19 protein-coding genes are annotated in these 22,438 nt (G+C 63.7%); 6 read left to right on the forward strand and 13 right to left on the reverse strand.

The features are described 5' to 3' along the window. Nucleotide 1 precedes the first annotated feature (1 nt). Both mutM and ACQZ2L_RS01515 read right to left on the reverse strand, forming a co-directional pair. Entirely contained in the window at nt 2–814 is an 813-nt protein-coding gene (gene mutM, locus ACQZ2L_RS01510; protein ID WP_314877036.1) for a bifunctional DNA-formamidopyrimidine glycosylase/DNA-(apurinic or apyrimidinic site) lyase, read from the reverse strand. A gap of 3 nt (nt 815–817) precedes the next feature. Beyond that, on the reverse strand, nt 818–1,636 hold the full coding sequence (locus ACQZ2L_RS01515) for an HDOD domain-containing protein (protein ID WP_430324742.1): 819 nt from the start codon (nt 1,634–1,636) through the stop codon (nt 818–820). A 252-nt stretch (nt 1,637–1,888) separates the two neighbouring features. On the opposite strand from ACQZ2L_RS01515, the gene ACQZ2L_RS01520 reads away from it, so the two are divergent. Further along, entirely contained in the window at nt 1,889–3,085 is a 1,197-nt protein-coding gene (locus tag ACQZ2L_RS01520; protein WP_430324448.1) for a class I SAM-dependent rRNA methyltransferase, read from the forward strand. 54 nt (nt 3,086–3,139) lie between these two features. Here ACQZ2L_RS01520 and mgtE read toward each other — a convergent pair whose 3' ends face one another. Continuing rightward, nucleotides 3,140–4,195 (reverse strand): magnesium transporter, encoded by a 1,056-nt coding sequence (gene mgtE, locus ACQZ2L_RS01525; protein ID WP_430324449.1) that lies wholly within the window; start codon nt 4,193–4,195, stop codon nt 3,140–3,142. A gap of 492 nt (nt 4,196–4,687) precedes the next feature. On the opposite strand from mgtE, the gene ilvD reads away from it, so the two are divergent. Together ilvD and ACQZ2L_RS01535 are read left to right on the forward strand one after the other, a co-directional pair. Then, a complete protein-coding gene (gene ilvD, locus ACQZ2L_RS01530; RefSeq protein WP_430324450.1) occupies nt 4,688–6,529 on the forward strand; it encodes a dihydroxy-acid dehydratase in 1,842 nt (613 codons plus the stop codon). A gap of 248 nt (nt 6,530–6,777) precedes the next feature. Continuing rightward, on the forward strand, nt 6,778–8,169 hold the full coding sequence (locus tag ACQZ2L_RS01535) for an L-cystine transporter (protein WP_430324451.1): 1,392 nt from the start codon (nt 6,778–6,780) through the stop codon (nt 8,167–8,169). 33 nt (nt 8,170–8,202) lie between these two features. On the opposite strand, the gene ACQZ2L_RS01540 is transcribed toward ACQZ2L_RS01535, so the two are convergent. Continuing rightward, nucleotides 8,203–8,718 (reverse strand): dihydrofolate reductase, encoded by a 516-nt coding sequence (locus tag ACQZ2L_RS01540; RefSeq protein ID WP_430324452.1) that lies wholly within the window; start codon nt 8,716–8,718, stop codon nt 8,203–8,205. 54 nt (nt 8,719–8,772) lie between these two features. Between ACQZ2L_RS01540 and ACQZ2L_RS01545 the strand changes: the two genes are divergently transcribed. Continuing rightward, nucleotides 8,773–10,164, forward strand: coding sequence for a DUF2868 domain-containing protein (locus tag ACQZ2L_RS01545; RefSeq protein ID WP_430324453.1), 1,392 nt, complete (start codon nt 8,773–8,775; stop codon nt 10,162–10,164). Then, nucleotides 10,157–11,521 carry a GTPase/DUF3482 domain-containing protein gene (locus ACQZ2L_RS01550; RefSeq protein WP_430324454.1) on the forward strand — a complete coding sequence of 455 codons (1,365 nt, stop codon included), beginning with the start codon at nt 10,157–10,159 and terminating at the stop codon, nt 11,519–11,521. Before ACQZ2L_RS01545 ends, ACQZ2L_RS01550 begins: the two co-directional genes overlap by 8 nt. A gap of 1 nt (nt 11,522) precedes the next feature. Here the strand turns inward: ACQZ2L_RS01550 and ACQZ2L_RS01555 are convergent, their stop codons facing one another. The 5 genes from ACQZ2L_RS01555 to ACQZ2L_RS01575 all read right to left on the reverse strand — a co-directional run bounded on the left by ACQZ2L_RS01555 (nt 11,523) and on the right by ACQZ2L_RS01575 (nt 18,667). After that, the gene (locus ACQZ2L_RS01555; RefSeq protein ID WP_430324455.1) at nt 11,523–12,548 is read right to left on the reverse strand and encodes a putative 2-aminoethylphosphonate ABC transporter substrate-binding protein; all 1,026 of its coding nucleotides are present in this window, start codon (nt 12,546–12,548) and stop codon (nt 11,523–11,525) included. A gap of 30 nt (nt 12,549–12,578) precedes the next feature. Then, nucleotides 12,579–14,303 (reverse strand): putative 2-aminoethylphosphonate ABC transporter permease subunit, encoded by a 1,725-nt coding sequence (locus ACQZ2L_RS01560; RefSeq protein ID WP_430324456.1) that lies wholly within the window; start codon nt 14,301–14,303, stop codon nt 12,579–12,581. A gap of 1 nt (nt 14,304) precedes the next feature. Then, nucleotides 14,305–15,369 carry a putative 2-aminoethylphosphonate ABC transporter ATP-binding protein gene (locus ACQZ2L_RS01565; protein ID WP_430324457.1) on the reverse strand — a complete coding sequence of 355 codons (1,065 nt, stop codon included), beginning with the start codon at nt 15,367–15,369 and terminating at the stop codon, nt 14,305–14,307. A 145-nt stretch (nt 15,370–15,514) separates the two neighbouring features. Beyond that, on the reverse strand, nt 15,515–16,384 hold the full coding sequence (locus ACQZ2L_RS01570; protein ID WP_430324458.1) for a LysR family transcriptional regulator: 870 nt from the start codon (nt 16,382–16,384) through the stop codon (nt 15,515–15,517). A gap of 9 nt (nt 16,385–16,393) precedes the next feature. Then, a complete protein-coding gene (locus tag ACQZ2L_RS01575) occupies nt 16,394–18,667 on the reverse strand; it encodes a heavy metal translocating P-type ATPase (protein WP_430324459.1) in 2,274 nt (757 codons plus the stop codon). Between the two features lie 134 nt (nt 18,668–18,801). Here ACQZ2L_RS01575 and cadR point away from each other — a divergent pair, with 134 nt between their 5' ends. Further along, entirely contained in the window at nt 18,802–19,245 is a 444-nt protein-coding gene (gene cadR / locus ACQZ2L_RS01580) for a cadmium resistance transcriptional regulator CadR (protein WP_181105839.1), read from the forward strand. A 33-nt stretch (nt 19,246–19,278) separates the two neighbouring features. Here the strand turns inward: cadR and ACQZ2L_RS01585 are convergent, their stop codons facing one another. From ACQZ2L_RS01585 to lgt, 4 genes are all read right to left on the reverse strand, one after another. After that, entirely contained in the window at nt 19,279–20,115 is an 837-nt protein-coding gene (locus ACQZ2L_RS01585) for a hypothetical protein (protein WP_430324461.1), read from the reverse strand. 8 nt (nt 20,116–20,123) lie between these two features. Further along, on the reverse strand, nt 20,124–20,339 hold the full coding sequence (locus ACQZ2L_RS01590; RefSeq protein ID WP_430324462.1) for a hypothetical protein: 216 nt from the start codon (nt 20,337–20,339) through the stop codon (nt 20,124–20,126). A 252-nt stretch (nt 20,340–20,591) separates the two neighbouring features. Continuing rightward, a complete protein-coding gene (locus ACQZ2L_RS01595; RefSeq protein WP_430324463.1) occupies nt 20,592–21,563 on the reverse strand; it encodes a thymidylate synthase in 972 nt (323 codons plus the stop codon). Nucleotides 21,564–21,611: 48 nt separating this feature from the next. Then, nucleotides 21,612–22,421: a prolipoprotein diacylglyceryl transferase gene (lgt, locus tag ACQZ2L_RS01600; protein WP_430324464.1), complete on the reverse strand. Its 810-nt coding sequence runs from the start codon at nt 22,419–22,421 to the stop codon at nt 21,612–21,614. Between the last annotated feature and the right edge of the window lie 17 nt (nt 22,422–22,438).

Raw genomic sequence — 22,438 nt, forward strand, 5'->3', positions numbered from 1 at the left:
GTCAGCGCTGGCAGCGCGGGCAATACACACTGGCGCGCTGGCCCAGCTTGAGTTCGCGCAGGTCCGTGCCACATACCTTGCAGGGCATGCCGCCACGACCATAGACAAACAGCTCCTGCTGGAAATAACCCGGCTGGCCATCGCCGCCAACAAAGTCGCGCAAGGTGGTGCCGCCACGCTCGATGGCCGCCGCCAGCACCCGCTTGATCTCCAGCGCCAGCTTCAGATAACGCCCACGGGATATACCGCCTGCCTCGCGGCGCGGATCGATGCCGGCGGCGAACAGCGCTTCGGTGGCGTAGATGTTGCCCACCCCGACCACTATCGCGTTGTCCATGATGAACGGCTTGACCGCCATCACCCGCCCACGTGACAGCTTGAACAGGCGATCACCGTCAAACAGCTCGGTCAGTGGCTCCGGCCCCAGCCGCAGCAGCAGCTCATGCTTGAGCGGATCGAGCGACCAGAGCATCGCACCAAAGCGGCGCGGGTCGGTGTAGCGCAGCGCCAGCCCGGACTCGAGTTCGATATCGACGTGCTCATGGCGAGACGCTGGCAAACCCAGTTCGACCAGCCTCAGGTTACCTGACATGCCCAGATGGCTGATCAGCGTGCCGACCTCGGCGTTGATCAACAGGTATTTGGCCCGCCGCTCGACGCTGATGATGCGCTGCCCGGACAAGCGCACATCGAGGTCCTCCGGGATTGGCCAGCGCAGACGCCGCTCGCGCACCACCACGCGGCTGACGCGCTGCCCCTCAAGATACGGCGCAATCCCCCGGCGGGTGGTTTCGACTTCTGGCAATTCAGGCATCGGTCAGCGCCCACCCAGTTCGCGAATGGTCTGTTTGAGGTTCTCGAAGTCGTAGTCGGACAGGCCGATGTAATCGAGCACCAGCGCGCTGATCGCATTCCACTCATGGTCGACCGACTGATTGCCCAGCACCTGATACGACGAGCAGATGTGCTCGGCCATCTTCAGCACTGCCAGCAGGTTCTTCAGCTGGCTCTGGGTATTGCGCGAGGTTTCGTCGCGGAACACCGCCAGCGCATTGTGGTGATTGGCGATGGCAGCGCTGATGTGCTCGGGCAGGCGCCAGGACTTGGCGGTGAAATACCCCACCACCGAATGATTGGTGTTGAACGCGCGATTCTCGGTATCGACCACGCGGGTCAGCTCATCGGCTTTCGCGTAGCTCTCTTCGAGCACTTCCATGTAGCTGGGGAAGCGCTTGAGCATCAACGGCACGCCGCAATCGTGGAACAGGCCCAGCGTGTAGGCTTCGTCCGCTGCCTGAATGCCGACCCGCTTGGCCAGGGTCAGGCAGGTCATAGCAACGTCCTGGGCGGTGTCCCAGAAGCGGTTGAGGGTAACGATGGTCTCGTCGCTCATCTCGCCCTTGATCGACTGCGCGTTGATCAGGTTGATGATCGAGCGGCTGCCGAGCAGGTTGACCGCGCGCTGGATCGAGCCAATCTTGTTGCTCAGGCCAAAATGCGGCGAATTGACCAGTTTGAGCAAGGCCCCCGACAGCCCCGGATCCTGCGCGATCAGCTTGGCGATGGTTTCCAGATCCGGGTCGGGCATGTACTGCTCGAACTGCAGGTCGACCATGATCTGCGGCTGCGGCGGTATGGTGATGCCCTGCAAGGCGTGCTGGATCTGTTCGGCGGTGAGTTCCTGAGACATACGTACACACTCGATAAGGTCAGCCGATTCTAACCCCGCCGCACCCCAACGCACCAACCGCTGCTTGATGGCAGCGCTGAGCGGGATTGCTACCTGAGGTGTCAGCGCCGGCTGCAGCCCGCGCAGCGCTTCGTCATCCATCGCAGCGGCGGGCCGGGCAACAGGCTATAATCCCGCTCTTTTTTCCGGAGCGACGTCATGTCCCTGCCCAGCCTACGCCTCAAAGCCAATGCCGATCGCCGCCTGCGCGCCGGCCATCTGTGGGTCTACAGCAACGAAATCGATGTTGCCGCGACCCCACTGCAAGGCCTGCAAGCCGGCCAGCAGGCTGTGCTCGAGGCGGCCAACGGCAAACCGCTGGGCATCGTCGCGCTGAGCCCGAACAACCTGATCTGCGCGCGCCTGCTGTCGCGTGACATCAAGCTGCAGCTGGACAAATCGCTGCTGGTGCACCGCCTCAACGTGGCCCTGTCGCTGCGTGAGCGCCTGTTCGACAAGCCGTGCTACCGCCTGGTCTACGGCGATTCCGACCTGCTGCCAGGGCTGGTGGTCGACCGTTTCTTCGACATCCTCGTGGTGCAGTTGGCCTCGGCGACCATGGAGCAGCACAAGGACGACGTCATCGCTGCCTTGGTGCAGGTGCTCAAGCCAAGCGGCATCCTGTTCAAGAACGACTCCGCCGCGCGCGATGCCGAAGGCCTGCAGCGTTATGTCGAAACCGTCTACGGTGAAGTGCCGGACTGGGTCGCCCTGGAAGAGAACGGCGTCAAGTTCGAAGCCCCGGTGCGTGAAGGGCAGAAGACCGGCTGGTTCTACGACCACCGCATGAACCGCGCCCGCCTGGCGCCGTATGCCAAAGGCAAGCGCGTGCTCGACCTGTTCAGCTACATCGGTGGCTGGGGCGTGCAGGCCGGCGTGTTCGGCGCCAGCGAAGTGTTCTGCGTGGATGCTTCGAGCTTTGCCCTGGATGGCGTCGAGCGCAACGCGGCACTCAATGGCATCGGCGAAAAGCTGACGTGCATCGAAGGTGACGTGTTCGAAGCACTGCGCGAGCTGAAGGCCGCTGAAGAGCGCTTCGACGTGATCATCGCCGACCCACCCGCCTTCATCAAACGCAAGAAAGACCTGAAAAACGGCGAAGGCGCCTACCGTCGCCTGAACGAGCAAGCCATGCGCCTGCTCAACAAGGACGGCATTCTGGTCAGCGCTTCGTGCTCGATGCACTTGCCCGATGACGACCTCAACAACATCCTGCTGACCAGCGCCCGTCACCTCGACCGCAACCTGCAGTTGCTCGAGCGCGGCGGCCAGGGTCCTGATCACCCGGTGCACCCGGCGATCCCTGAAACCCGCTACATCAAGAGCATCACCTGCCGCTTGCTGCCCAACAGCTAAGCCGCTGGCCTGAGCGCGATGACAGCGACGCCTGGTCGCTGTCATCGCTGCTGCTCAGATATCCAGCACCTGGGAAGCAATGCCGAAGTAGATCAACACCCCCACTGCATCAGCCACCGACGTCACCAGCGGCCCACTCGCCGTGGCTGGATCGAGGTTGATCCGGCTGAGCAGAAACGGCAGGCTCATGCCAATCAGGCTGCCGATCAAGACGATCACCAGCATGCTGCTGGCGACGATAAAGGCGATGTCCGCACCTCCGCGCAACATCCCCAGCGACGCCACCGCCACTGCCATGGTCGCACCCAGCGCCAGGGCTACGCCGCACTCGCGGCCAAGCATTCGCAGCCAGTCCGCCATGACCACTTCGCCCGTCGCCAGGCCCCGTACCATCAGCGTCGCCGATTGCGCACCGGCATTACCGCCGCTGTCGACCAGCAATGGCAGGAAGAACACCAGGGCGATATGCGCAGCGATGGTTTCCTCGAAGGCCGCGATCCCTGCGCCCGAGAACAGGTTGCCGAACACCAGCAACACCAGCCACAGCACGCGCTTGCGGTAGAGCAGCCCCAGCGTGGCGTCGCGCAGGTTGCCGACGTGATTGGCGATCAGCGCGCCCTTGTGGAAGTCTTCGGTGGCTTCTTCCACCACCACATCCAGTGCCTCGTCGCAGGTCACCAGGCCGACCAGGCGGCCGCCGTCGTCGAGTACCGGCACCGCCAGCAAGTCGTGCAGGCGGATCAACCGCGCCACCTCTTCCTGCAAGGTGTGCACGCTGACGCTGATGATCTCACGGACCATGACCTGCTCGATTGCCGCCTCGGGCGCGGCCAGGATCAGCTCGCGCAGCGACACGGTGCCGAGCAGGTTGCGCTGCTCATCGAGCACATAGGACTGGTAGATGGTTTCGGCATCGGCCGCCTCGCGGCGCAGCATGTCGATTGCCTGACTGGCGCTCAAGCCGCTGTCCAGGCTCGAGTAGTGGCTGATCATCAGCGCGCCGGCGGTGCCGATGGGATAACGCTGCAACTGCAGCAGTTGGTCACGTCGAGCCTGGGCGGCGCGGCGCTGGTTGGCTTGCGCCTCTACAAAATCAGGGGAGTAGTGCATGCGGTGTCTCCAGGCGCCGACGCGGGCGCCTGCAGCCCCTCACCCTCTCAGGTGCAAGCCTTCGGCAGCCCTGGCGCCAGCGCGCTCAGTGCCAGAATGCAGGTTCGTGATGAACTGAAAACTGGGAAGGTCCATTGAGGGTGTATCTCGTCGAGCCGCACATGCGGCGCGGCGATAATAGGCAGCTGATGCGGGGACGTCAGCACGCAATTGCCCGGTTGTACCCATTTAGGAAAGCTCCTACGACAGTTCGGCCAACACCTAGCCGATATCCACCCGGCACATCGGCCTCCCTTCACGGCCGCAGCGGTGTAGAATCGGCCTATTCATCGCCAGTCATCCCCGGCGGGTTTATGAGCTCTGGTCGAGCTTGCGGCGATCCCGTAGTGTTTTCGACCTCATCCGTGCCAGTGGCAACCGGCCTGCGGTGCAAAGGACAAGAGAAGCTCACTTCCCTTTTTTCTGACCTGATTCAGCCGCCAGGAGTGCTTCATGCCTGATTATCGTTCCAAGACTTCCACCCACGGCCGCAACATGGCCGGTGCCCGTGCCCTGTGGCGCGCTACCGGGATGAAGGACGAAGACTTCAAGAAACCGATCATCGCCATCGCCAACTCGTTCACCCAGTTCGTCCCGGGGCATGTGCACCTCAAGGACCTGGGCCAGTTGGTCGCCCGCGAGATCGAGCGCGCCGGTGGCGTGGCCAAAGAGTTCAACACCATTGCGGTCGACGATGGCATCGCCATGGGCCACGACGGCATGCTCTATTCGCTGCCCAGCCGCGAGATCATCGCCGACTCGGTCGAGTACATGGTCAACGCCCACTGCGCCGACGCCATCGTGTGCATCTCCAACTGCGACAAGATCACCCCTGGCATGCTCATGGCCGCCCTGCGCCTGAACATCCCGGTGATCTTCGTTTCCGGCGGGCCGATGGAAGCCGGCAAGACCAAACTCGCCAGCCACGGCCTGGACCTGGTCGACGCCATGGTCATCGCTGCCGACTCTACCGCCAGCGATGAAAAAGTCGCCGAGTACGAGCGCAGCGCCTGCCCGACCTGTGGCTCGTGCTCCGGCATGTTCACCGCCAACTCGATGAACTGCCTGACCGAAGCACTCGGTCTGGCCCTGCCTGGCAACGGTTCGACCCTGGCCACCCACTCCGACCGTGAGCAGCTGTTCCTCACTGCCGGCCGTACCATCGTCGAGCTGTGCAAGCGCTACTACGGCGGCAACGATGCCTCAGTGCTGCCGCGCAACATCGCCAACTTCAAGGCGTTCGAAAACGCCATGATGCTCGACATCGCCATGGGCGGCTCGACCAACACCATCCTGCACCTGCTCGCTGCTGCCCAGGAAGGTGAGGTCCAGTTCGACCTGCGTGACATCGACCGGCTGTCGCGCAAGGTGCCGCAGCTGTGCAAGGTGGCGCCGAACATCCAGAAATACCACATGGAAGACGTCCACCGCGCCGGCGGCATCTTCAGCATCCTCGGCTCGCTGGCCCGTGGCGGCCTGCTGCACACCGACCTGCCGACCGTGCACAGCCCGAGCATGGAAGAAGCCATTGCCAAGTGGGACATCACCCAGACCGACGATGAGGCCGTGCACACCTTCTTCAAGGCCGGTCCGGCAGGCATCCCGACGCAGACCGCGTTCAGCCAGTCGACCCGCTGGGAAACCCTCGACGACGACCGTGAAAACGGCTGCATCCGCAGCTTCGAGCACGCCTATTCGCAAGAAGGCGGCCTCGCCGTGCTGTATGGCAACATCGCCCTCGATGGCTGCGTGGTGAAAACCGCCGGTGTTGATGAGTCGATCCATGTGTTCGAAGGCAATGCGAAGATCTTCGAAAGCCAGGACAGCGCTGTACGCGGCATTCTGGCCGACGAAGTGCAGGCCGGCGATATCGTGATCATCCGTTACGAAGGCCCGAAAGGCGGCCCGGGCATGCAAGAGATGCTCTACCCGACCTCGTACTTGAAGTCCAAAGGCCTGGGCAAGGCCTGCGCCCTGCTCACCGATGGCCGCTTCTCTGGCGGTACCTCGGGCCTGTCGATCGGCCACGCTTCGCCTGAAGCCGCAGCCGGTGGCGCGATTGGTCTGGTGCGCGATGGCGACAAGGTGTTGATCGACATCCCCAACCGCTCGATCAACCTGTTGGTCAGCGATGAGGAGCTGGCCACCCGCCGCGCCGAGCAGGACAAGAAGGGCTGGAAGCCAGTGGAAGTGCGTCCGCGCAAAGTCACCACGGCGCTGAAGGCTTACGCGTTGCTGGCGACCAGTGCCGACAAGGGTGCTGTGCGCGACAAGGCGTTGCTCGACGGGCTGTAAGGCTTTTCGGCAAAAACAGACCGGCGCCTGGTGCGCCGGTTTTTTTTCGCCTGTAGCCCGTGCGCCCGCTCAGGCGGCGTTCATCAGGTGAAACGGTTTGATTATTGCGACGTCCAAGACGTTGTTATTCCATACCGACCTAAGCACATTCCATTCAGATATAAATTCGTTTGTTTTCAAGCTGTTAGCATTTGAGTTCGCAATCGCGCCCAGACGCGAAGCCCCCCTATTTAGATCCCGGAGCTGTAATGAACCTGCCGTTGTCACTTAATCTGCTGGCGTTTCTGGCCCTGCTGCTGGGCCTGGCGCAAACCCGCCGCACCGACTGGAGCCTGGCCAAGAAGGTCCTGCTCGGGTTGGTCATGGGCGTTGGGTTCGGCCTGGCCTTGCACACTGTTTACGGCGCAGGGCATCCGGTGCTCAAGGCCACCATCGGTTGGCTCGATCTGGTCGGCAATGGCTACGTCGGGCTGTTGCAGATGATCGTCATGCCGCTGATCTTTGCCTCGATCCTGAGTGCGGTAGCGCGCCTGCACAATGCCTCGGCGCTGGGCCGGATCAGTGTGCTGAGCATCGGCACATTGCTGCTGACCACTGCCATCGCCGCGTTGATTGGCGTATTGCTGACCAACCTGTTCGGCCTCAGCGCCGAGGGCTTGGTCGCGGGCATCCCAGAAGCAGCGCGGCTGCAGGCGATCCAGAGCGACTATGCCGGCAAGGTCGCCGACCTGAATATTCCGCAGCTGCTGCTGTCGTTCGTGCCGAGCAACCCGGTTGCCGATCTGGCCCGGGCCAAGCCTACCTCGATCATCAGCGTGGTGATCTTCGCCGTGTTCGTGGGCCTGGCGGCGCTGCAGCTGATCAAGGATGACCGCGAAAAAGGCGAACGCGCGCTGTCGGCCATCGACACCCTGCAAGCCTGGGTCATGCGCCTGGTGCGCCTGGTGATGAAGCTCACCCCGTACGGCGTACTGGCGCTGATGACCAAGGTGGTCGCCAGCTCCAACATCGAAGATATCCTCAAGCTGGGTAGCTTTGTGCTGGTGTCATACCTCGGCCTGGGCCTGATGTTCGTGGTCCACGGCCTGATCCTGGCCGCCACCGGGGTCAGCCCGCTGCGCTTTTTGCGCAAGGTCTGGCCAGTGCTGACCTTCGCCTTCACCAGCCGCTCCAGTGCGGCGAGCATTCCGCTCAATATCGAAGCGCAGACCCGGCGCCTGGGCGTGCCGCAGTCGATCGCCAGCTTCAGCGCATCGTTCGGCGCGACCATCGGCCAGAACGGCTGCGCCGGCCTCTATCCAGCCATGTTGGCGGTGATGGTAGCGCCAGCGGTGGGTATCGATACCTTCGACCCGCTGTGGATTGCGACCTTGATTGCCATCGTCACCTTGAGCTCGGCGGGTGTTGCCGGTGTGGGTGGCGGCGCGACCTTCGCTGCCTTGATCGTGCTGCCGGCGATGGGCCTGCCGGTCGAGCTGGTGGCGCTGTTGATCTCGGTCGAGCCGCTGATCGACATGGGCCGCACCGCGTTGAACGTGAATGGCTCGATGACCGCCGGCGTGGTCACCAGCCAGTTGCTCAAGAGCACCGACAAGACCGTGATGGACGATGACCAGCACGCTGAGCTGAGCCACACCTGAAACGCACAAGGGCCGCATCGCGGCCCCTGTTTATCAACGTTTGGTCCACACCTCGAAGTGATAGCCAGGTTTGCCTTCTTCCGCCTGCGCTTCGCTCGAATCCAGTGTCCACTGCTCAGTGTCGAACTCCGGGAACCACGCATCACCCTGCGGCGACAGCTCGACCCGGGTCAGGTACATGCGGCTGACCAGTCCTTGCTCCAGCGCCAGCGCATACAACTGCGCGCCGCCGATCAGCATCAGCTCATCGACGCCCTGCTCGTGCGCCCATTGCTCGGCGCGGGCCAGCGCCTGCTCCAGCGAGGGGAACACCTCGGCGCCCTCCAGCTGCAAGCCAGGCTGCCGGCTGACGACGATGTTCAGCCGCCCCGGCAGCGGCCGGCCCAGCGAATCCCAGGTCTTGCGGCCCATGATGATCGGCTTGCCGAGGGTGGTTGCCTTGAAGTATTTGAAGTCCCCCGGCAAGTGCCAGGGCATGGAGTTGTCGATGCCGATCACGCGGTTGCTGGCGCAGGCCGCGATCAGGCTGAGGGGGAGAGATGTCTTCATGCCGACGAGGATAGCAAACCGCGGCTGGGTTAAGCTTGTGCCCTGACCTGTGCATTGGAAGACCCTGTGACTGCACCGACTCCACTTGACAAGCGCTGGCTCACCGAAGCGGTCCGCCTGCGCGAGGAACACGCCGGCCCTCTGGAAGATCAGGAAGCCAACCGCCGCGCCCGCCAGCAAGGCGGCGACCTTGCTGCGCGGATCGAAACCCGCGCCCTGTGGCTGGCCGAACGCGATGGCCTGGCTGGAGCGTTGCGCCACTGGAAACAAGGCGCACGGCTGGCACTGCTGGCAATGATGATTCTGGCCGTAGTCAGCGGCGCCGGCCTGGGCCTGGCCGCGCTCGGCGATGGCCAGCGCCCGGTCAATGTGTTCTGGGCCCTGGGCAGCCTGCTCGGGCTCAACCTGCTGATGCTGATCGGCTGGGCCGGCGGGCTGCTGTTGGCCGGCGAGCAAGGGGCAACCCTGGGCCGGCTGTGGCTATGGCTGAGCGAGCGCTTCGCCCGCGACGCCAAGGCCGCGCACCTGGCGCCGGCCCTGGTGGTGCTGTTGCAACGCAAGCGCCTCAATCGCTGGTTGCTCGGTGCCATGGTGCATGGCCTGTGGCTGTTGGCGATGATTGCCGCCGTGGTCATGCTGCTGGCATTGCTGGCAACCCGCCGTTACGGCTTTGTCTGGGAGACCACCCTGCTCGCCGCCGAGCCGTTCATTACCCTGACCCACACCCTTGGCGCCCTGCCCTCGCTGCTGGGCTTTGCCGTGCCGGACGAAGCGATGATCCGCGCCAGCGGCGCGACCCTGCCGGCGCTGGATGTAGCGCGCCAGGCCTGGGCCAGCTGGCTGCTTGGGGTGGTGCTGGTCTATGGCCTGCTGCCGCGCCTGCTGCTGGCGCTGCTGTGCCTGTGGCGCTGGCGCCAGGGCCGCAACCGCCTGCAACTGGACGTGAGCCTGCCCGGCTATGCGCACTTGCGCGATGCGCTGATGCCCAGCAGCGAACGGCTGGGCGTGCAGGACGCAGCACCGCAATTACTGCCGGAGTTTCACGCCGGGCAAGTGGACGCCAGCGCCAGCGGTGCAGTGCTGGTCGGCCTGGAACTGGATGATCAGCGCCCTTGGCCGCCCGCCTTGCCGGCAGGCGTGAGCGACGCCGGCCTGCTCGACAGCCGCGAGTCGCGCAATAAGTTGCTTGAGCAACTCAGCCGCTTCCCGCCGGCTCGCCTGGCCATCGCCTGCGACCCGCGCCGCTCGCCAGACCGAGGCAGTCTGGCGCTGCTCGCCGAGCTGGCGCGCAACGCAGGCGCCACGCGGATCTGGTTGCTGCCAGCACTTGCCGGACAAAGCCTGGACAGCGCGCGCCTGAGCGACTGGCACGAAGCCCTCGACCGCCTCGGCCTGCCCTATGCCGACAGCGCCCCTTTCAACTGGTTGGAGCAAGGCCATGACTGAGCCGCTGAAACTGGCCGTGGTCGGCCATACCAATGTCGGCAAGACCTCGCTGCTGCGCACGCTGACCCGTGACGTCGGTTTCGGCGAAGTCTCGCACCGCCCCAGCACTACCCGCCATGTTGAAGGCGCACGGTTGTCGGTGGATGGCGAACCATTGCTGGACCTGTTCGACACCCCTGGGCTGGAAGATGCCATCGCCCTGCTCGATTACCTCGAACGCCTCGAACGCCCCGGCGAACGCCTGGACGGGCCGGCCCGGCTCGAGCGCTTTCTGCAAGGCAGCGAAGCCCGTCAGCGCTTCGAACAGGAAGCCAAGGTGCTGCGCCAATTGCTCGCCAGCAATGCCGGGCTGTACGTGATCGATGCCCGTGAGCCGGTGCTGGCCAAGTACCGCGATGAACTGGAAGTGCTGGCCAGCTGCGGCCGGCCATTGCTGCCGGTGCTCAACTTCGTCGCCAGCAGCGAGCACCGCGAGCCGGAATGGCGCGAAGCCCTGGCACGGCTGGGCCTGCATGCGCTGGTGCGGTTTGACAGCGTGGCCCCGCCGGAGGACGGCGAGCGCCGCCTGTATGAAAGCCTGGCGCTGCTGCTGGAAGACTCACGCCCCGCCCTGCAACGGCTGATCGAGGATCAGCAAGCGCAGCGCCTGGCCCGCCAGCACAGCGCCAAGCGCCTGATCGCCGAACTGCTGCTCGATTGTGCCGCCTGCCGGCGTAGCGTCGAGGCCCAACCGGCGGCCGAAGCGCAGGCGATAGAAGCCCTGCGCCAAGCAGTGCGCCAGCGCGAGCAGCGCTGTGTCGACGGATTGCTCAAGCTGTATGCGTTCCGCCGCGAAGACGCCAGCGCAGGCGACCTGCCATTACTGGATGGGCGCTGGGGCGACGACCTGTTCAACCCGGAAACCTTGAAACTGCTTGGTGTGCGCCTGGGCAGCGGTGTCGCTGCCGGTGCAGCAGCGGGCGCTGGCGTTGATTTGCTGGTCGGCGGGCTGACCCTGGGCGCCGCTGCGCTGGCCGGGGCAATCGCCGGCGGCGCGCTGCAAACCGCACGCAGCTACGGCTCACGCTTGCTCGGCAAGCTCAAGGGCCAGCGTGAATTGACGGTGGATGACGCTGTGCTGCGGCTGCTGGCGTTGCGTCAGCAGCAGCTGCTCAAGGCCCTGGACAGCCGCGGCCATGCGGCGCAGCAAAGCATTCAGCTGCAGGCCGGGGATGACAAGGCCTGGCGCGAGGGCAAGCTGCCCGAAGCCCTGCACAAGGCCCGGGCGCACCCGCAATGGTCGTCGCTCAACCCTGGCGCACGGCTCAATCAGGCCGAGCGCCAGGAACAACTGGAGCTGTTGCTCGAGCAGCTGTGAATTACTGCTGAGCGACCTTCTCCGACTTGCCGTCGTAGCGCTTGCGCCACTCGGCAAGGATCTTGTCGCGGTTCTGCGAGACCCAGGCAAAGTCGTTTTTGATCAGTCGCTGCTCGTAGTCTGCCGGCAACTCGGTCTGTGGCTTGGCAATGCCGGGAGCGGCGAGCACGGCGAAGTTCTCCTTGTACAGGTCCATAGCCGCAGGGCTGGCAGAGAAGTCTGCCAGGCGCCTGGCGGCAGCGGCCTTGGTCGTGCCCTTGATCACTGCAGTGGCTTCAATCTCCCAGCCAAGGCCTTCCTTGGGCAGGATGATGTCCAGCGGCGCGCCCTGGCGTTTGAGCTGCACAGCCGGGTACTCGAAGGAAATGCCGATCGGGAACTCACCCGACGCGGCCAGCTTGCACGGCTTGGAGCCAGAGTGAACGTACTGGCCGATGTTCTGGTGCAGGCCGTCCATGTACGCCCAGCCCTGCGGCTCGCCAAAGGTCTGCAGCCAGGCGCTGACGTCGAGGAAACCGGTGCCCGATGAGGCCGGGTTGGGCATGACGATCTTGCCCTTGTACTCAGGCTTGGTCAGGTCCTGCCAGCTGACCGGCTTGCTCAGGCCCTGCTTTTCGGCCTCGACGGTGTTGAAGCAAATGGTCGCAGCCCACACATCCATGCCCACCCAGGCCGGCGGATTGGCCGCGTCGCGGTAGTTACTCGAGATCGTCTCCAGGTCCTTCGGCGCATAGGCTTCGAGCATTTTCTGCTGGTCGAGAATGGCCAGGCTGGACGCCGCCAGCCCCCACACTGCATCAGCCTGCGGGCGGTCTTTTTCGGCCAGCAGCTTGGCGGTGATGATGCCGGTGGAGTCGCGCACCCACTTGATCTCGATATCCGGGTTGGCCTTTTCAAAGGCCTGCTTGTAGGTCTTCAGCTGCTCGGCTTCGAGCGCGGTGTAGACCGTCAGCTGAGTCTCTGCGGCCGACGCCTGCAGGCTGAAAATGGCGCTGATGGCAGCAGCAAGGGCAACTGGCTTGAACATGGTGCGGTTCCTTTAGGATGGGGCAGGCGGTCAATGGCCGGGCGCGGGTTGGCGCCAGGCCTGGGAGCGGCGCAGCAGGCCACGCGAGGCGGCAGCCAGCAGCAATGAGGCAGTAGCACTGGTGAGCAGGATCAGCGTCGACATCGCCGCAGCGCCGCCGACGTTGCCGGCATCATCCATGTTCAACACCGCTACGGCGGCGAGGATGGTGTCCGGGCTGTAGAGGAAGATCGCCGCCGACACCGTGGTCATCGCCGAGACGAACAGATAGCGAATGATGTCGAGCAAGGCCGGCAGGCAGATCGGCAGGCTGACCCGCAGAAAGTGCCGGTACAGCGGCGCCTTGAGCGACAGCGCCGCGGCTTCGAATTCGCCGTCGAGCTGGCGTAGGGCGGTGGTTGCGGTCATCTGGGCGGTGGTCAGATAGTGCGCAATGGTGCACACCACCAGCAGGGTCATGCTGCCGTAGAACACATGCAGCGGGTTGCTGGCGAGGTTGAAGAAGAAGACGTAACCCAGGCCCAACACCAGCCCCGGCACTGCCATCGGAATGAAACTGAGCAGTCGCAGCGACTGGTTGAGCAGGCGTTGGCCCTGGGTTTTTTCCATCAGGTAGGCGCCGACGAAGATCACCAGGCTGCCGATCAAGGCGGTGCACAGCGCCATGCTGACGCTGTTGCGATAGGCCAGCCAGCCACCGCCAGCGGTGTCCTCGAACAGGTAGTGCTTGAGCGACAGCGACAGGTTGTAAGGCCAGAACGTGACCAGCGACGAGTACACCGCCATGCCCACCACCGCCAGCAGCACGCTGCACACCAGCACCACCACCGCGAGAAAAACCGCATCGCGGCGGCGCGACGGCTTGGGCTCGAACACCTGCGCCCGGCCACTCATGGCCTGGCCCTGGCGCCGACGCAGCCAGGCATCGACAGCAAAACTGAACAGCGCCGGCAGCAGCAGGACCATACCGATCAGTGCACCGCGGCCAAACTGCTGCTGCCCGACCACGGCTTTGTAGGCTTCAAGTGCCAGCACCTGATAGTCACCGCCCACCACCACCGGCACACCGAAGTCGGTGATGGTCAGGGTGAACACCAGGCAGAACGCGGCAAACACGGCCTGACGGGTCGCCGGCCAGGTCACGCTGAAGAATGCCCGCACTGGCCCCGCGCCCATGCTCGACGCCGCTTCGAACAGCCGCCCATCGGCCAGCGACAGCGCCGACAGGAGGATCATCAAGGCATGCGGGAAGGTGTAGATGGCCTCGCCGACAACGATGCCCCAGAAGCCGTAGATGTTGTCGTTGAGCAGGCTGCGCAGCAGGCCCTGATTGCCGAACAGATAGACCAGCGCAATTGCCGGCAACATCGACGGGGCCAACAACGGAAGCAGGGAAATCCCCCGCCACAGTGGTTTGGCCGGGATCAGTGTGCGCTGCAGCGCGTAGGCAAACAGGTACGCCAGCGGTATGACAATGGCGGCCACGGTGAAGGCAACTGCCAGGCTGTTACCGAGCAGCCAGCGGAAATTGGCGCTGACAAACAGCTCCCGTGCTGCCAGCAGGCCGCCGCCCTGGCCCGCGTCGCCGCTGAAGCCGCGCCAGAAGATCGCCAGCAGCGGCAGCAGCACCGCCACGATCAGCAACACCAGCAGCAGGCTTTTGCCGCCAAGCACAAAGATCCGGTCGGCCAGCGCGATGCCGTTGCCTCGGTCCGCCTTGGCCAGGCTCAAGGGCATGGAGATTGGCCCGGCCATCTCAGGCAAACACCTGCAGGATCTGCGGCGGCAGCGCCACCCAGATATCCTGGGAACCAAGACGCGGCATGGCCTCCGGCGCCAGTTCGGCAAGCAGGGTATGCCCCGGCAGGGTCTGCAGCTCAAAGGCCATGCGGCAGCGGTTACCGAGGAAGGTGATCTCGCGCACCTTGGCCGGGAACAGGTTCTCTTCATGCACGGGCGGGTTGACCGTGATCGCCTCCGGGCGACAGAACAGCCGACCGCTGCTGGCCGCGCCGGCATTGGCCGCCAGACGCAGGTTCATCCCGCCGACCTGGGCGTGGCTGGCACTGTTGCGCTGGAACGGCAGCCAGTTGCCCTGGCCAACGAACTCGGCCACGAACGGCGTGGCCGGCCGGTCGTAGATCGCTTGCGGGGTGTCGTACTGCTCGACCTGGCCGTTGTTCATCACGGCAATGCGGTCGGCCATCAACATGGCTTCGTCCTGGTTGTGCGTGACCATCAGGGTGGTGATGCCGAGCTGGCGCTGCAGTTGGCGCAGCTCGCCACACAGGTGCTCACGCACCCGCGCATCCAGCGCCGACATCGGCTCATCGAGCAGCAACAACGACGGCGCCGGAGCCAGGGCGCGGGCCAGCGCTACCCGCTGTTGCTGGCCACCGGACAACTGACCGGGGTATTTCTTCTCGCTGCCAAGCAGGCCGACCAGCTCAAGCATCTGCCCGACCCGCTGGCGGGCTTGGTCGCGGCTACTGGCGTTCAGGCCGTAGGCAATGTTGGCCTCGACGGTGAGGTTGGGGAACAGCGCGTAGGACTGGAACAGGATGCCGTAGTCGCGGGCCTGCGGCGGCAGCTCGGAGATGTCGCGCTCGCCCAGGTACAGCTCGCCCCGATCCTGCCGCTCGAGGCCGGCGATGCAACGCAGCAGGGTAGTCTTGCCGCAGCCGGACGGGCCGAGCAAGCACACCAGCTCGCCGGCACCGATATCCAGGGAAACGTTGTTCAGCGCAGTGAAGGCGCCGAAGCGTTTGTCGATACCGCGCACGTTTACCGGTGCGCCAGGGGTAGGGATAGCGTGGGTCATGGCCAGGCCTCGTGATCAGATAGAGGCCATGCTAGGGAGGCAATGCGAAGGTTCTGTGGCGTTCAGGGCAAAGCTGGCGATAGTGCCATAGGCAGATTTGGTAGTGGCCGTGCAGGCCTTTGCGAAAGGAGGCCCGCCGCAGCACTTACAACTGAATGCCCGATACTTCCTGCGCGACACCAAGAAACGCCGCTGGCAGGCGCGCTTGGCGCCGCTCCTTGAGGCAGTACAGATACTCGTGCATGACCGGCGCACCTTCCAGGGTGAGCACGGCCAGTTCGGGGTTATGCGGCACCTCGTGGCGGGCGATGATGCTGATGCCGATGTTGCGCAGCACGGCCTCGCGGATCGACTCGCGGCTGCCGATCTCGAGCAAGGTGCCGACCTTGACCCCACGCCCGGCAAGCATCTGCTCGGTCATCAGCCGCGTGGTTGAACCCTGCTCGCGCATCAGCAGGCAATGCCCGGCCAGGGCATCGATGGCCAGCGTCTGCCGTTGTGCCAGCGGATGGCTGCGGTGCACGGCCACCACCAGCGGGTCCGTGCCCAGCACGCGCCGCACCAATCGCGCATCCTCGACCAGTTGCGAGGATGCAGCGACATCCACGCGGTACTCTTCGAGCATCTCCAGCACCTGCTGGGAGTTGCCGATTTCCACCGCCACGTCGACCTGCGGCAGGCGTTGGCGAAAGATTTTCACCAGATCGAGAATGTAATACGGCGCGGTGGCGGCGATACGCAGGCTGCCCTGGGCCTGACCGCTGTTGCGCAGCTCGAACTCGATGTCGGCTTCCTGCTGCAGCAAGGTCTTGACCATCGGCAGCAAGCGCGCACCGCTCTCGCTCAACACCAGCCGGCGCCCACCGCGGTAGAACAGCTCTACCGCGTAGTGGCTTTCCAGCTGGCGAATCTGCGTGGTCACTGTGGGCTGGCTGAGCCCGAGCTTCTTCGCGGCCTGGGTGATGCTGCCCAGGCGGACAACCATGTAGAAGGCCTTGAGCTCGGAACTCAGCATGCAGATCCCTTATTTGCGCAGCAGGCGCAGACCGTTGAACACCACCAGCAGGCTCACGCCCATGTCGGCGAAGACAGCCATCCATAGCGTAGCCATGCCGGTAAAGGTAACCGCCAGGAAGATCGCCTTGATCCCCAGCGCCAGGACGATGTTCTGGGTGAGGATGGCCGCGCTGGCGCGGGAGAGCCTGACGAATGCCGGAATTTTCCGCAAGTCGTCGTCCATCAAGGCTACATCGGCGGTTTCAATCGCCGTGTCGGTGCCCGCTGCCGCCATGGCGAAGCCGATTTCAGCGCGGGCCAGCGCCGGTGCATCGTTGATGCCGTCGCCGACCATGCCGACTCGGTGCCCCTGGGCGTAGAGCGCTTCGATGGTTTTCAGCTTGTCACTTGGCAGCAGGTTGCCTTCGGCTCGGTCGATACCTACCTGGGCGGCGATCGCTTGCGCGGTGTGCGGATTATCACCGGTCAGCATGACCGTTTTGATACCCAGCTCGTGCAGCTCGGCAATTGCCTGGCGGCTGCTGTCCTTGACCGTGTCGGCTACGGCAAACAGCGCCAGCGGGCCGCTGCGATCGAGCAGCAGGACCACGGTCTTGCCCTGGCGCTCAAGGGCATCGAGCTGCGCTTCCAGCTGCGGCGAGCACAGGCCCAGCTCTTCCACCAGGCGATGGTTGCCCAGGTGGTACAGCTGGCCGTCGATCTCACCACGCACACCGCGCCCGGACAGCGCGGCAAAGTTGCTGACGTCGCTCAGCGCCAGCTGCTGCGCTTTGGCAAACTGCGCGATGGCCCGCGATACCGGGTGGTCGGAGCGCTCGCCGAGGCTTGCGGCCAGCGCCTGGGCGCGGTCTGCAAACAGCGGATCAAGCGCGCTGAAATCGGTCTGTACCGGCTTGCCATGGGTGATCGTGCCGGTCTTGTCCAGGGCGAGGAAGTCCAGCTTGCGCCCGCCCTCCAGATACACCCCGCCCTTGATCAGAATGCCCTTGCGCGCCGCTGCGGCAAGGCCACTGACGATCGTCACCGGGGTTGAAATCACCAGTGCACACGGGCACGCCACCACCAGCAGGACCAGCGCGCGGTAGATCCAGTCAAACCAGACGCCGCCCATCAGCAGCGGCGGCAGAAGCGCCACGGCCAGGGCCAGGGCAAACACCACCGGGGTGTAGATGCGCGAGAACTGATCGACAAAGCGCTGGGTCGGCGCACGCGCGCCCTGAGCTTCTTCTACAGCCTTGATGATCCGCGCCAGGGTTGACTGGCCGGCAAGGGCGGTGACCTTGTATTCCAGCGCGCCTTCCTGGTTGATGGTACCGGCGAACAGTTTGTCGCCAACAACCTTCTCCACGGGCAGGCTTTCGCCGGTGATCGGTGCCTGATCGACACTCGATTGCCCGCTGAGCACTTCCCCGTCGAGGCCGATGCGCTCACCTGGACGCACCCGCACCGATGCGCCGAGCGCCACACCACGCACTTCCACCTCACGCCACTGGCCATCGGCCTGCTGCACGGTGGCCATGTCCGGGGTCAGCTGCATCAAACCGCCAATGGCGTTGCGCGCACGGTCCAGCGAGCGCGCTTCGATCAGCTCGGCAACGGTGAACAGCACCATGACCATGGCCGCCTCGGGCCATTGGCCGATCAATACGGCGCCGGTCACCGCGATGCTCATCAGCGCGTTGATGTTGAGGTTGCGGTTTTTCAGGGCAATCCAGCCCTTTTTGTAGGTGCCCAGGCCACAGCCAAGAATGGCTGCCAAGGCCAGCAAGGCCACCACCCACTCCGGCGCCAGCGCGCTGAAGTGCACGATTTCAGCGGCAATCGCCGCAACTGCCGACAGGGCCAGCGGCCACCAGCGGGTCTTGGCGGCAGGCGCAGCGGCGCTGCTCTCATCGTCGGTCAGCGGCTCGGCGCGCATGCCCAGGCTGTCGATCGCCCGTTCGATTGCGTCGGTGCCTTGCAGGGTATGGCGCACGCCGAGCACACGATTGATCAGGTTGAATTCAAGCTGCTCGATACCGGCCATCTTGCCCAGCTTGTCCTGGATCAGACCTTGCTCGGTCGGGCAGTCCATGGCCTGGATGCGAAAACGGCTGAGCTGCGCATCGCTGCTGGCCTGCTCCGTCAGTTGCACCAGCGCAGGCGCAGGCTCGCCGCCACAGCAGCTGTGGGCCTTGGTGTCTTGGCAAGCGCTCTTGGCGGCATGCGCATGCTTGTGCTCATGGCCGTGGTCATGGGCGTCATGGTCATGTGCGTGGTCATGGCTGACAGGCTGGTTCATGGAGTCGTCCTTAGCTGATGCGCCGATCCCTTGAGCAGGCTTTGCGCGGCAAAGACGCTCGGTTACAGGGTAGTTATTGCCAAGTGAACACCCTGTAGCCACTATAGGGTCAAGCCATCTGCAGAGGATTTGTGATGAAAATCGGGGAATTGGCCAAAGCCACTGACTGCGCCGTCGAGACCATCCGCTACTACGAGCGCGAGCAACTGCTGCCAGAGCCTGCCCGCAGTGACGGTAACTACCGGTTGTACACCCAGGCCCACGTCGAGCGCCTGACCTTCATCCGCAACTGCCGCACGCTGGACATGACCCTGGACGAGATCCGCAGCCTGCTGCGCCTGCGCGACAGCCCGGAGGGCCAATGCGGCAGCGTCAACGCGCTGATCGACGAGCATATCGACCACGTCCAGGCCCGCATCGACGGCCTGTTGGCACTGCAAGAGCAACTGGTAGACCTGCGCCAACGCTGCACCGCACCCGGGGCGGAATGCGCGATTCTGCAGCAGCTGGAGGTGAATGGTGCGGTGTCAGTGCCAGAGACCGAGCACTCGCATGTGGGGAGGAGTCATGGGCATTGATCGGGCTGCACTATCGGCGTAGAGCAGCTGTGTTCAAGCTGATGCAGCCGTAGTTCTGTCGGGCCTGACTTCGTTCCTTTTGAATTCCTGCCAGTAGTCACCTTCGAAGAAGGTCATCGACACGATGTTCTTCTGCAATAAGCTGATGCTGAACAGACTCCCAATCTCGTCCGCCCGGTCTGCGGCGGTGCAGCGGTCTTCAGTGCCGTCGTCAATGCCTGACGCCCGGCCTTTTTTAACCGCGTCGTAGACTTTGTCGTAGAAGGTGGTGAACTCGACAGTCAACTGGTCCTTGTCGCGAAAGCCGCTGTAAACCGGGATGATCGAGAAACCTTCATCGTTGTTCGAGTCATGGTCCTGCAGGTTTCCGAAGTACTTTACCCAGCCGATGTACACCTTGCGATCTTCCATGCTGAACATGTACAGACGTTTGTTGAACAGCGAATCGAGCAGCAGCGCCTGATGAGTGCTAGTGGGCAGCATTGTCTCCAGGATGAAAGAGCGGGTGAGATAATCGTTGTTCAGCCCATGGCGGTACCGGGTGATCTTGAAGCGGACCTTTGCAGCCAGGTAGGCATACAACGGCGCTGTGAGGATTGCCACCAGCATGGTCGAGAATAGGTGTCTCTCATTGAGTGCAGTGAAACCGCGGTCGGTGAGAACCTCTGCAAGCCCAAAAAAACCATCGGTGGCCCACTCGATGAGGAAAACAATTGCCAGCCAAGGCAATGTGAGTACGAGCCCTCTCATCGCGATATGAAGGTACAGGGACTGCCCTTCGTATTTTGCGATGAGTGTCTTGTCGTAGAAGTTGTACTTACAGTAGATGAAGCCGCAGATCAGGATGGGTAATACGAGAAGAAAACCCATTACGCGACCTAGTTGTGCCTTGAAATCGCGGCCTTGGCGGCCTCGCAGGCACGCGCAAACTCAGCATCCTGCAGGATGGTAGAGGTCGACATAGAGACAGCCCCATGATCACTGACCTGCACCTGCTCCGCGACCCTGTTGAGTCGCCTGGCTATGGCCATGGCTTCATCGGAGGGCGGATAAACCCATTGCAGCAGAGTTTCCAAGATATTTTTGCCGCTCATGCAATCATTCCTCTCCAGGCACCGCCTGAACACATACCCCAAGCGTAGCAGCGGACTCGCTGCTGAACGCCAAATCGGTTGCGGAGCCTAGGATACAGCAACTCCTGCATTCACATAGAAGACTGGTCAAGCAGGGTGTTTCGGATCATGTCGAGCGTCGGTAGCTGAAGTCAGAACAGCTGGCGCATGCATCCCGATGCAAGCGTCCAATCGGACATATCGCGGGGCACCTGTCCCCGCGACCAATCCAAATCACACCGCCATCGGCGCCGTCAGCGGCGGGTGGTGCTCGTAGCCTTCCAGGCTGAAATCACTAGGCTCGATCTTCTCCAGCCACTCCGGCTCATACACCCCAGTCTTGGCAAACTCGGGCACGCGGTCGCTGATCACCAGCTTGGGTGCCGGCAATGGCTCGCGGGTGAACTGCTCGTTGAGCATGTCCAGGTGGTTCTCGTACACATGGGCGTCGCCGATGAAGTAGGTGAACCAGCGCGGGGTGTAGCCGGTCAGGCGACCGAACAGCGACAGCAGCGCAGCGCCTTCGGTGAGGTTGAATGGCGTACCCAGGCCGAGGTCATTGGAGCGGATGTAGAGGGTCAGAGAGATTTCCTTCGTCTCGACATTGGGGTGGAACTGGTACAGCAGGTGGCACGGCGGCAGGGCCATTTCATCGAGCTGGGCGCAGTTCCAGCCGTGGAACAGGATGCGTCGGCTGCCCGGGTCGTTGGCGATGGTGTCCAGGCACTGGCGCACCTGGTCGATGGCCTTGTAGAGAATGACGAACGCCTGGCCGTCTTCTTCGTCCTGGGCGATCTGGCGGAAGCCTTGCTGCTCGGCCATGGCGATGGCTGCCGGGTTGCTCAGCGGCACGCGCTTATAGCCGGGCCACTGGCGCCATTGCACGCCGTAGATTTCGCCGAGGTCGTCATGCCCCTGGCGGAACGGGTTGGCCAGCCACTGGGCGTTTTCGTTGGCGTTCTGGTCCCAGACCTTGCAGCCCAGCTCGCGGAACTCGCCGGCGTTTTTCACCCCGCGCAGAAAACCGACCATTTCGCCAATGGCCGACTTGAATGCCAGGCGGCGGGTGGTCACGGCGGGGAAGCCTTTCTGCAGGTCGAAGCGCAGCATGGCGCCGGGCAGGCTGATGGTGCGCACGCCGGTGCGGTTGCTCTGCAGGGTGCCGTTGTCGATGACGTCGCGGACCAGATCTAGATACTGTTTCATGACTTACCTGTAACGAGAACGGCAGGGGGATCGCCCCTGCCGTGAAAATCAGACCGCGGCGTTGGCCGTGGGTTTGCGGTTGTACGCCAGCCAGATCAACGCGATGCCGCCAATGATCATTGGCAGGCAGAGCAACTGGCCCATGGTCAACCAGCCAAAGGCGATGTAGCCAAGCTGGGCATCAGGCACACGCACGAACTCGACGATGAAGCGGAAGATGCCATAGAACAGCGCGAACATGCCGGAAACGGCCATGGTCGGGCGCGGCTTGCGCGAGTACAGCCAAAGGATCAGGAATAATGCCACACCTTCGAGGGCAAACTGATACAGCTGCGACGGGTGACGCGGCAGTTGCGCCGGGTCGCTGAACGGCGGGAAGACCATCGCCCACGGCACGTCGGTCGCCTTGCCCCACAGCTCGGCGTTGATGAAGTTGCCGATGCGCCCGGCGCCCAGGCCGATCGGCACCAGCGGCGCCACGAAGTCCATCAGCTCGAAGAATGACTTGTTGTTACGCTTGCCGAACCACAGCGCGGCCAGCATCACGCCAATAAAGCCGCCGTGGAACGACATGCCGCCCTTCCACACTTCGAAGATCAGCGTCGGGTTGGCCAGGTAGGCGTGCAGGTCATAGAACAGCACATAGCCCAAACGCCCGCCGACGATCACCCCCATCGACAACCAGAACACCAGGTCCGAGAGCTTCTCGCGGCTCCAGGTTGGGTCGAAGCGGTTCAGCCGGCGCGAGGCCAGCAGCCAGGCACCGCCGATGCCGATCAGGTACATCAGGCCGTACCAGTGAATTTTCAGCGGCCCGATGGCCAGGGCCACGGGGTCGATCTGCGGGTAAGGCAGCATGGTGATTCCTCTCGATC

Origin of the sequence: Pseudomonas shirazensis (genome assembly GCF_050496565.1) — a bacterium.
In the GTDB taxonomy this organism is placed as follows: Bacteria; Pseudomonadota; Gammaproteobacteria; order Pseudomonadales; family Pseudomonadaceae; genus Aquipseudomonas; species Aquipseudomonas shirazensis_A.

Bases quoted from the DNA above. Each gene is read 5' to 3' on its own strand.
- ACQZ2L_RS01595 (WP_430324463.1), bottom strand. From the start codon at position 21,563: ATGAAACAGTATCTAGATCTGGTCCGCGACGTCATCGACAACGGCACC.
- cadR (WP_181105839.1), top strand. From the start codon at position 18,802: ATGAAAATCGGGGAATTGGCCAAAGCCACTGACTGCGCCGTCGAGACC.
- ACQZ2L_RS01565 (WP_430324457.1), bottom strand. From the start codon at position 15,369: ATGACCCACGCTATCCCTACCCCTGGCGCACCGGTAAACGTGCGCGGT.
- ACQZ2L_RS01520 (WP_430324448.1), top strand. From the start codon at position 1,889: ATGTCCCTGCCCAGCCTACGCCTCAAAGCCAATGCCGATCGCCGCCTG.
- ACQZ2L_RS01590 (WP_430324462.1), bottom strand. From the start codon at position 20,339: ATGAGCGGCAAAAATATCTTGGAAACTCTGCTGCAATGGGTTTATCCG.
- ACQZ2L_RS01540 (WP_430324452.1), bottom strand. From the start codon at position 8,718: ATGAAGACATCTCTCCCCCTCAGCCTGATCGCGGCCTGCGCCAGCAAC.
- ilvD (WP_430324450.1), top strand. From the start codon at position 4,688: ATGCCTGATTATCGTTCCAAGACTTCCACCCACGGCCGCAACATGGCC.
- mutM (WP_314877036.1), bottom strand. From the start codon at position 814: ATGCCTGAATTGCCAGAAGTCGAAACCACCCGCCGGGGGATTGCGCCG.
- ACQZ2L_RS01570 (WP_430324458.1), bottom strand. From the start codon at position 16,384: ATGCTGAGTTCCGAGCTCAAGGCCTTCTACATGGTTGTCCGCCTGGGC.
- ACQZ2L_RS01535 (WP_430324451.1), top strand. From the start codon at position 6,778: ATGAACCTGCCGTTGTCACTTAATCTGCTGGCGTTTCTGGCCCTGCTG.
- mgtE (WP_430324449.1), bottom strand. From the start codon at position 4,195: ATGCACTACTCCCCTGATTTTGTAGAGGCGCAAGCCAACCAGCGCCGC.
- ACQZ2L_RS01555 (WP_430324455.1), bottom strand. From the start codon at position 12,548: ATGTTCAAGCCAGTTGCCCTTGCTGCTGCCATCAGCGCCATTTTCAGC.
- lgt (WP_430324464.1), bottom strand. From the start codon at position 22,421: ATGCTGCCTTACCCGCAGATCGACCCCGTGGCCCTGGCCATCGGGCCG.
- ACQZ2L_RS01560 (WP_430324456.1), bottom strand. From the start codon at position 14,303: ATGGCCGGGCCAATCTCCATGCCCTTGAGCCTGGCCAAGGCGGACCGA.
- ACQZ2L_RS01585 (WP_430324461.1), bottom strand. From the start codon at position 20,115: ATGGGTTTTCTTCTCGTATTACCCATCCTGATCTGCGGCTTCATCTAC.
- ACQZ2L_RS01575 (WP_430324459.1), bottom strand. From the start codon at position 18,667: ATGAACCAGCCTGTCAGCCATGACCACGCACATGACCATGACGCCCAT.
- ACQZ2L_RS01550 (WP_430324454.1), top strand. From the start codon at position 10,157: ATGACTGAGCCGCTGAAACTGGCCGTGGTCGGCCATACCAATGTCGGC.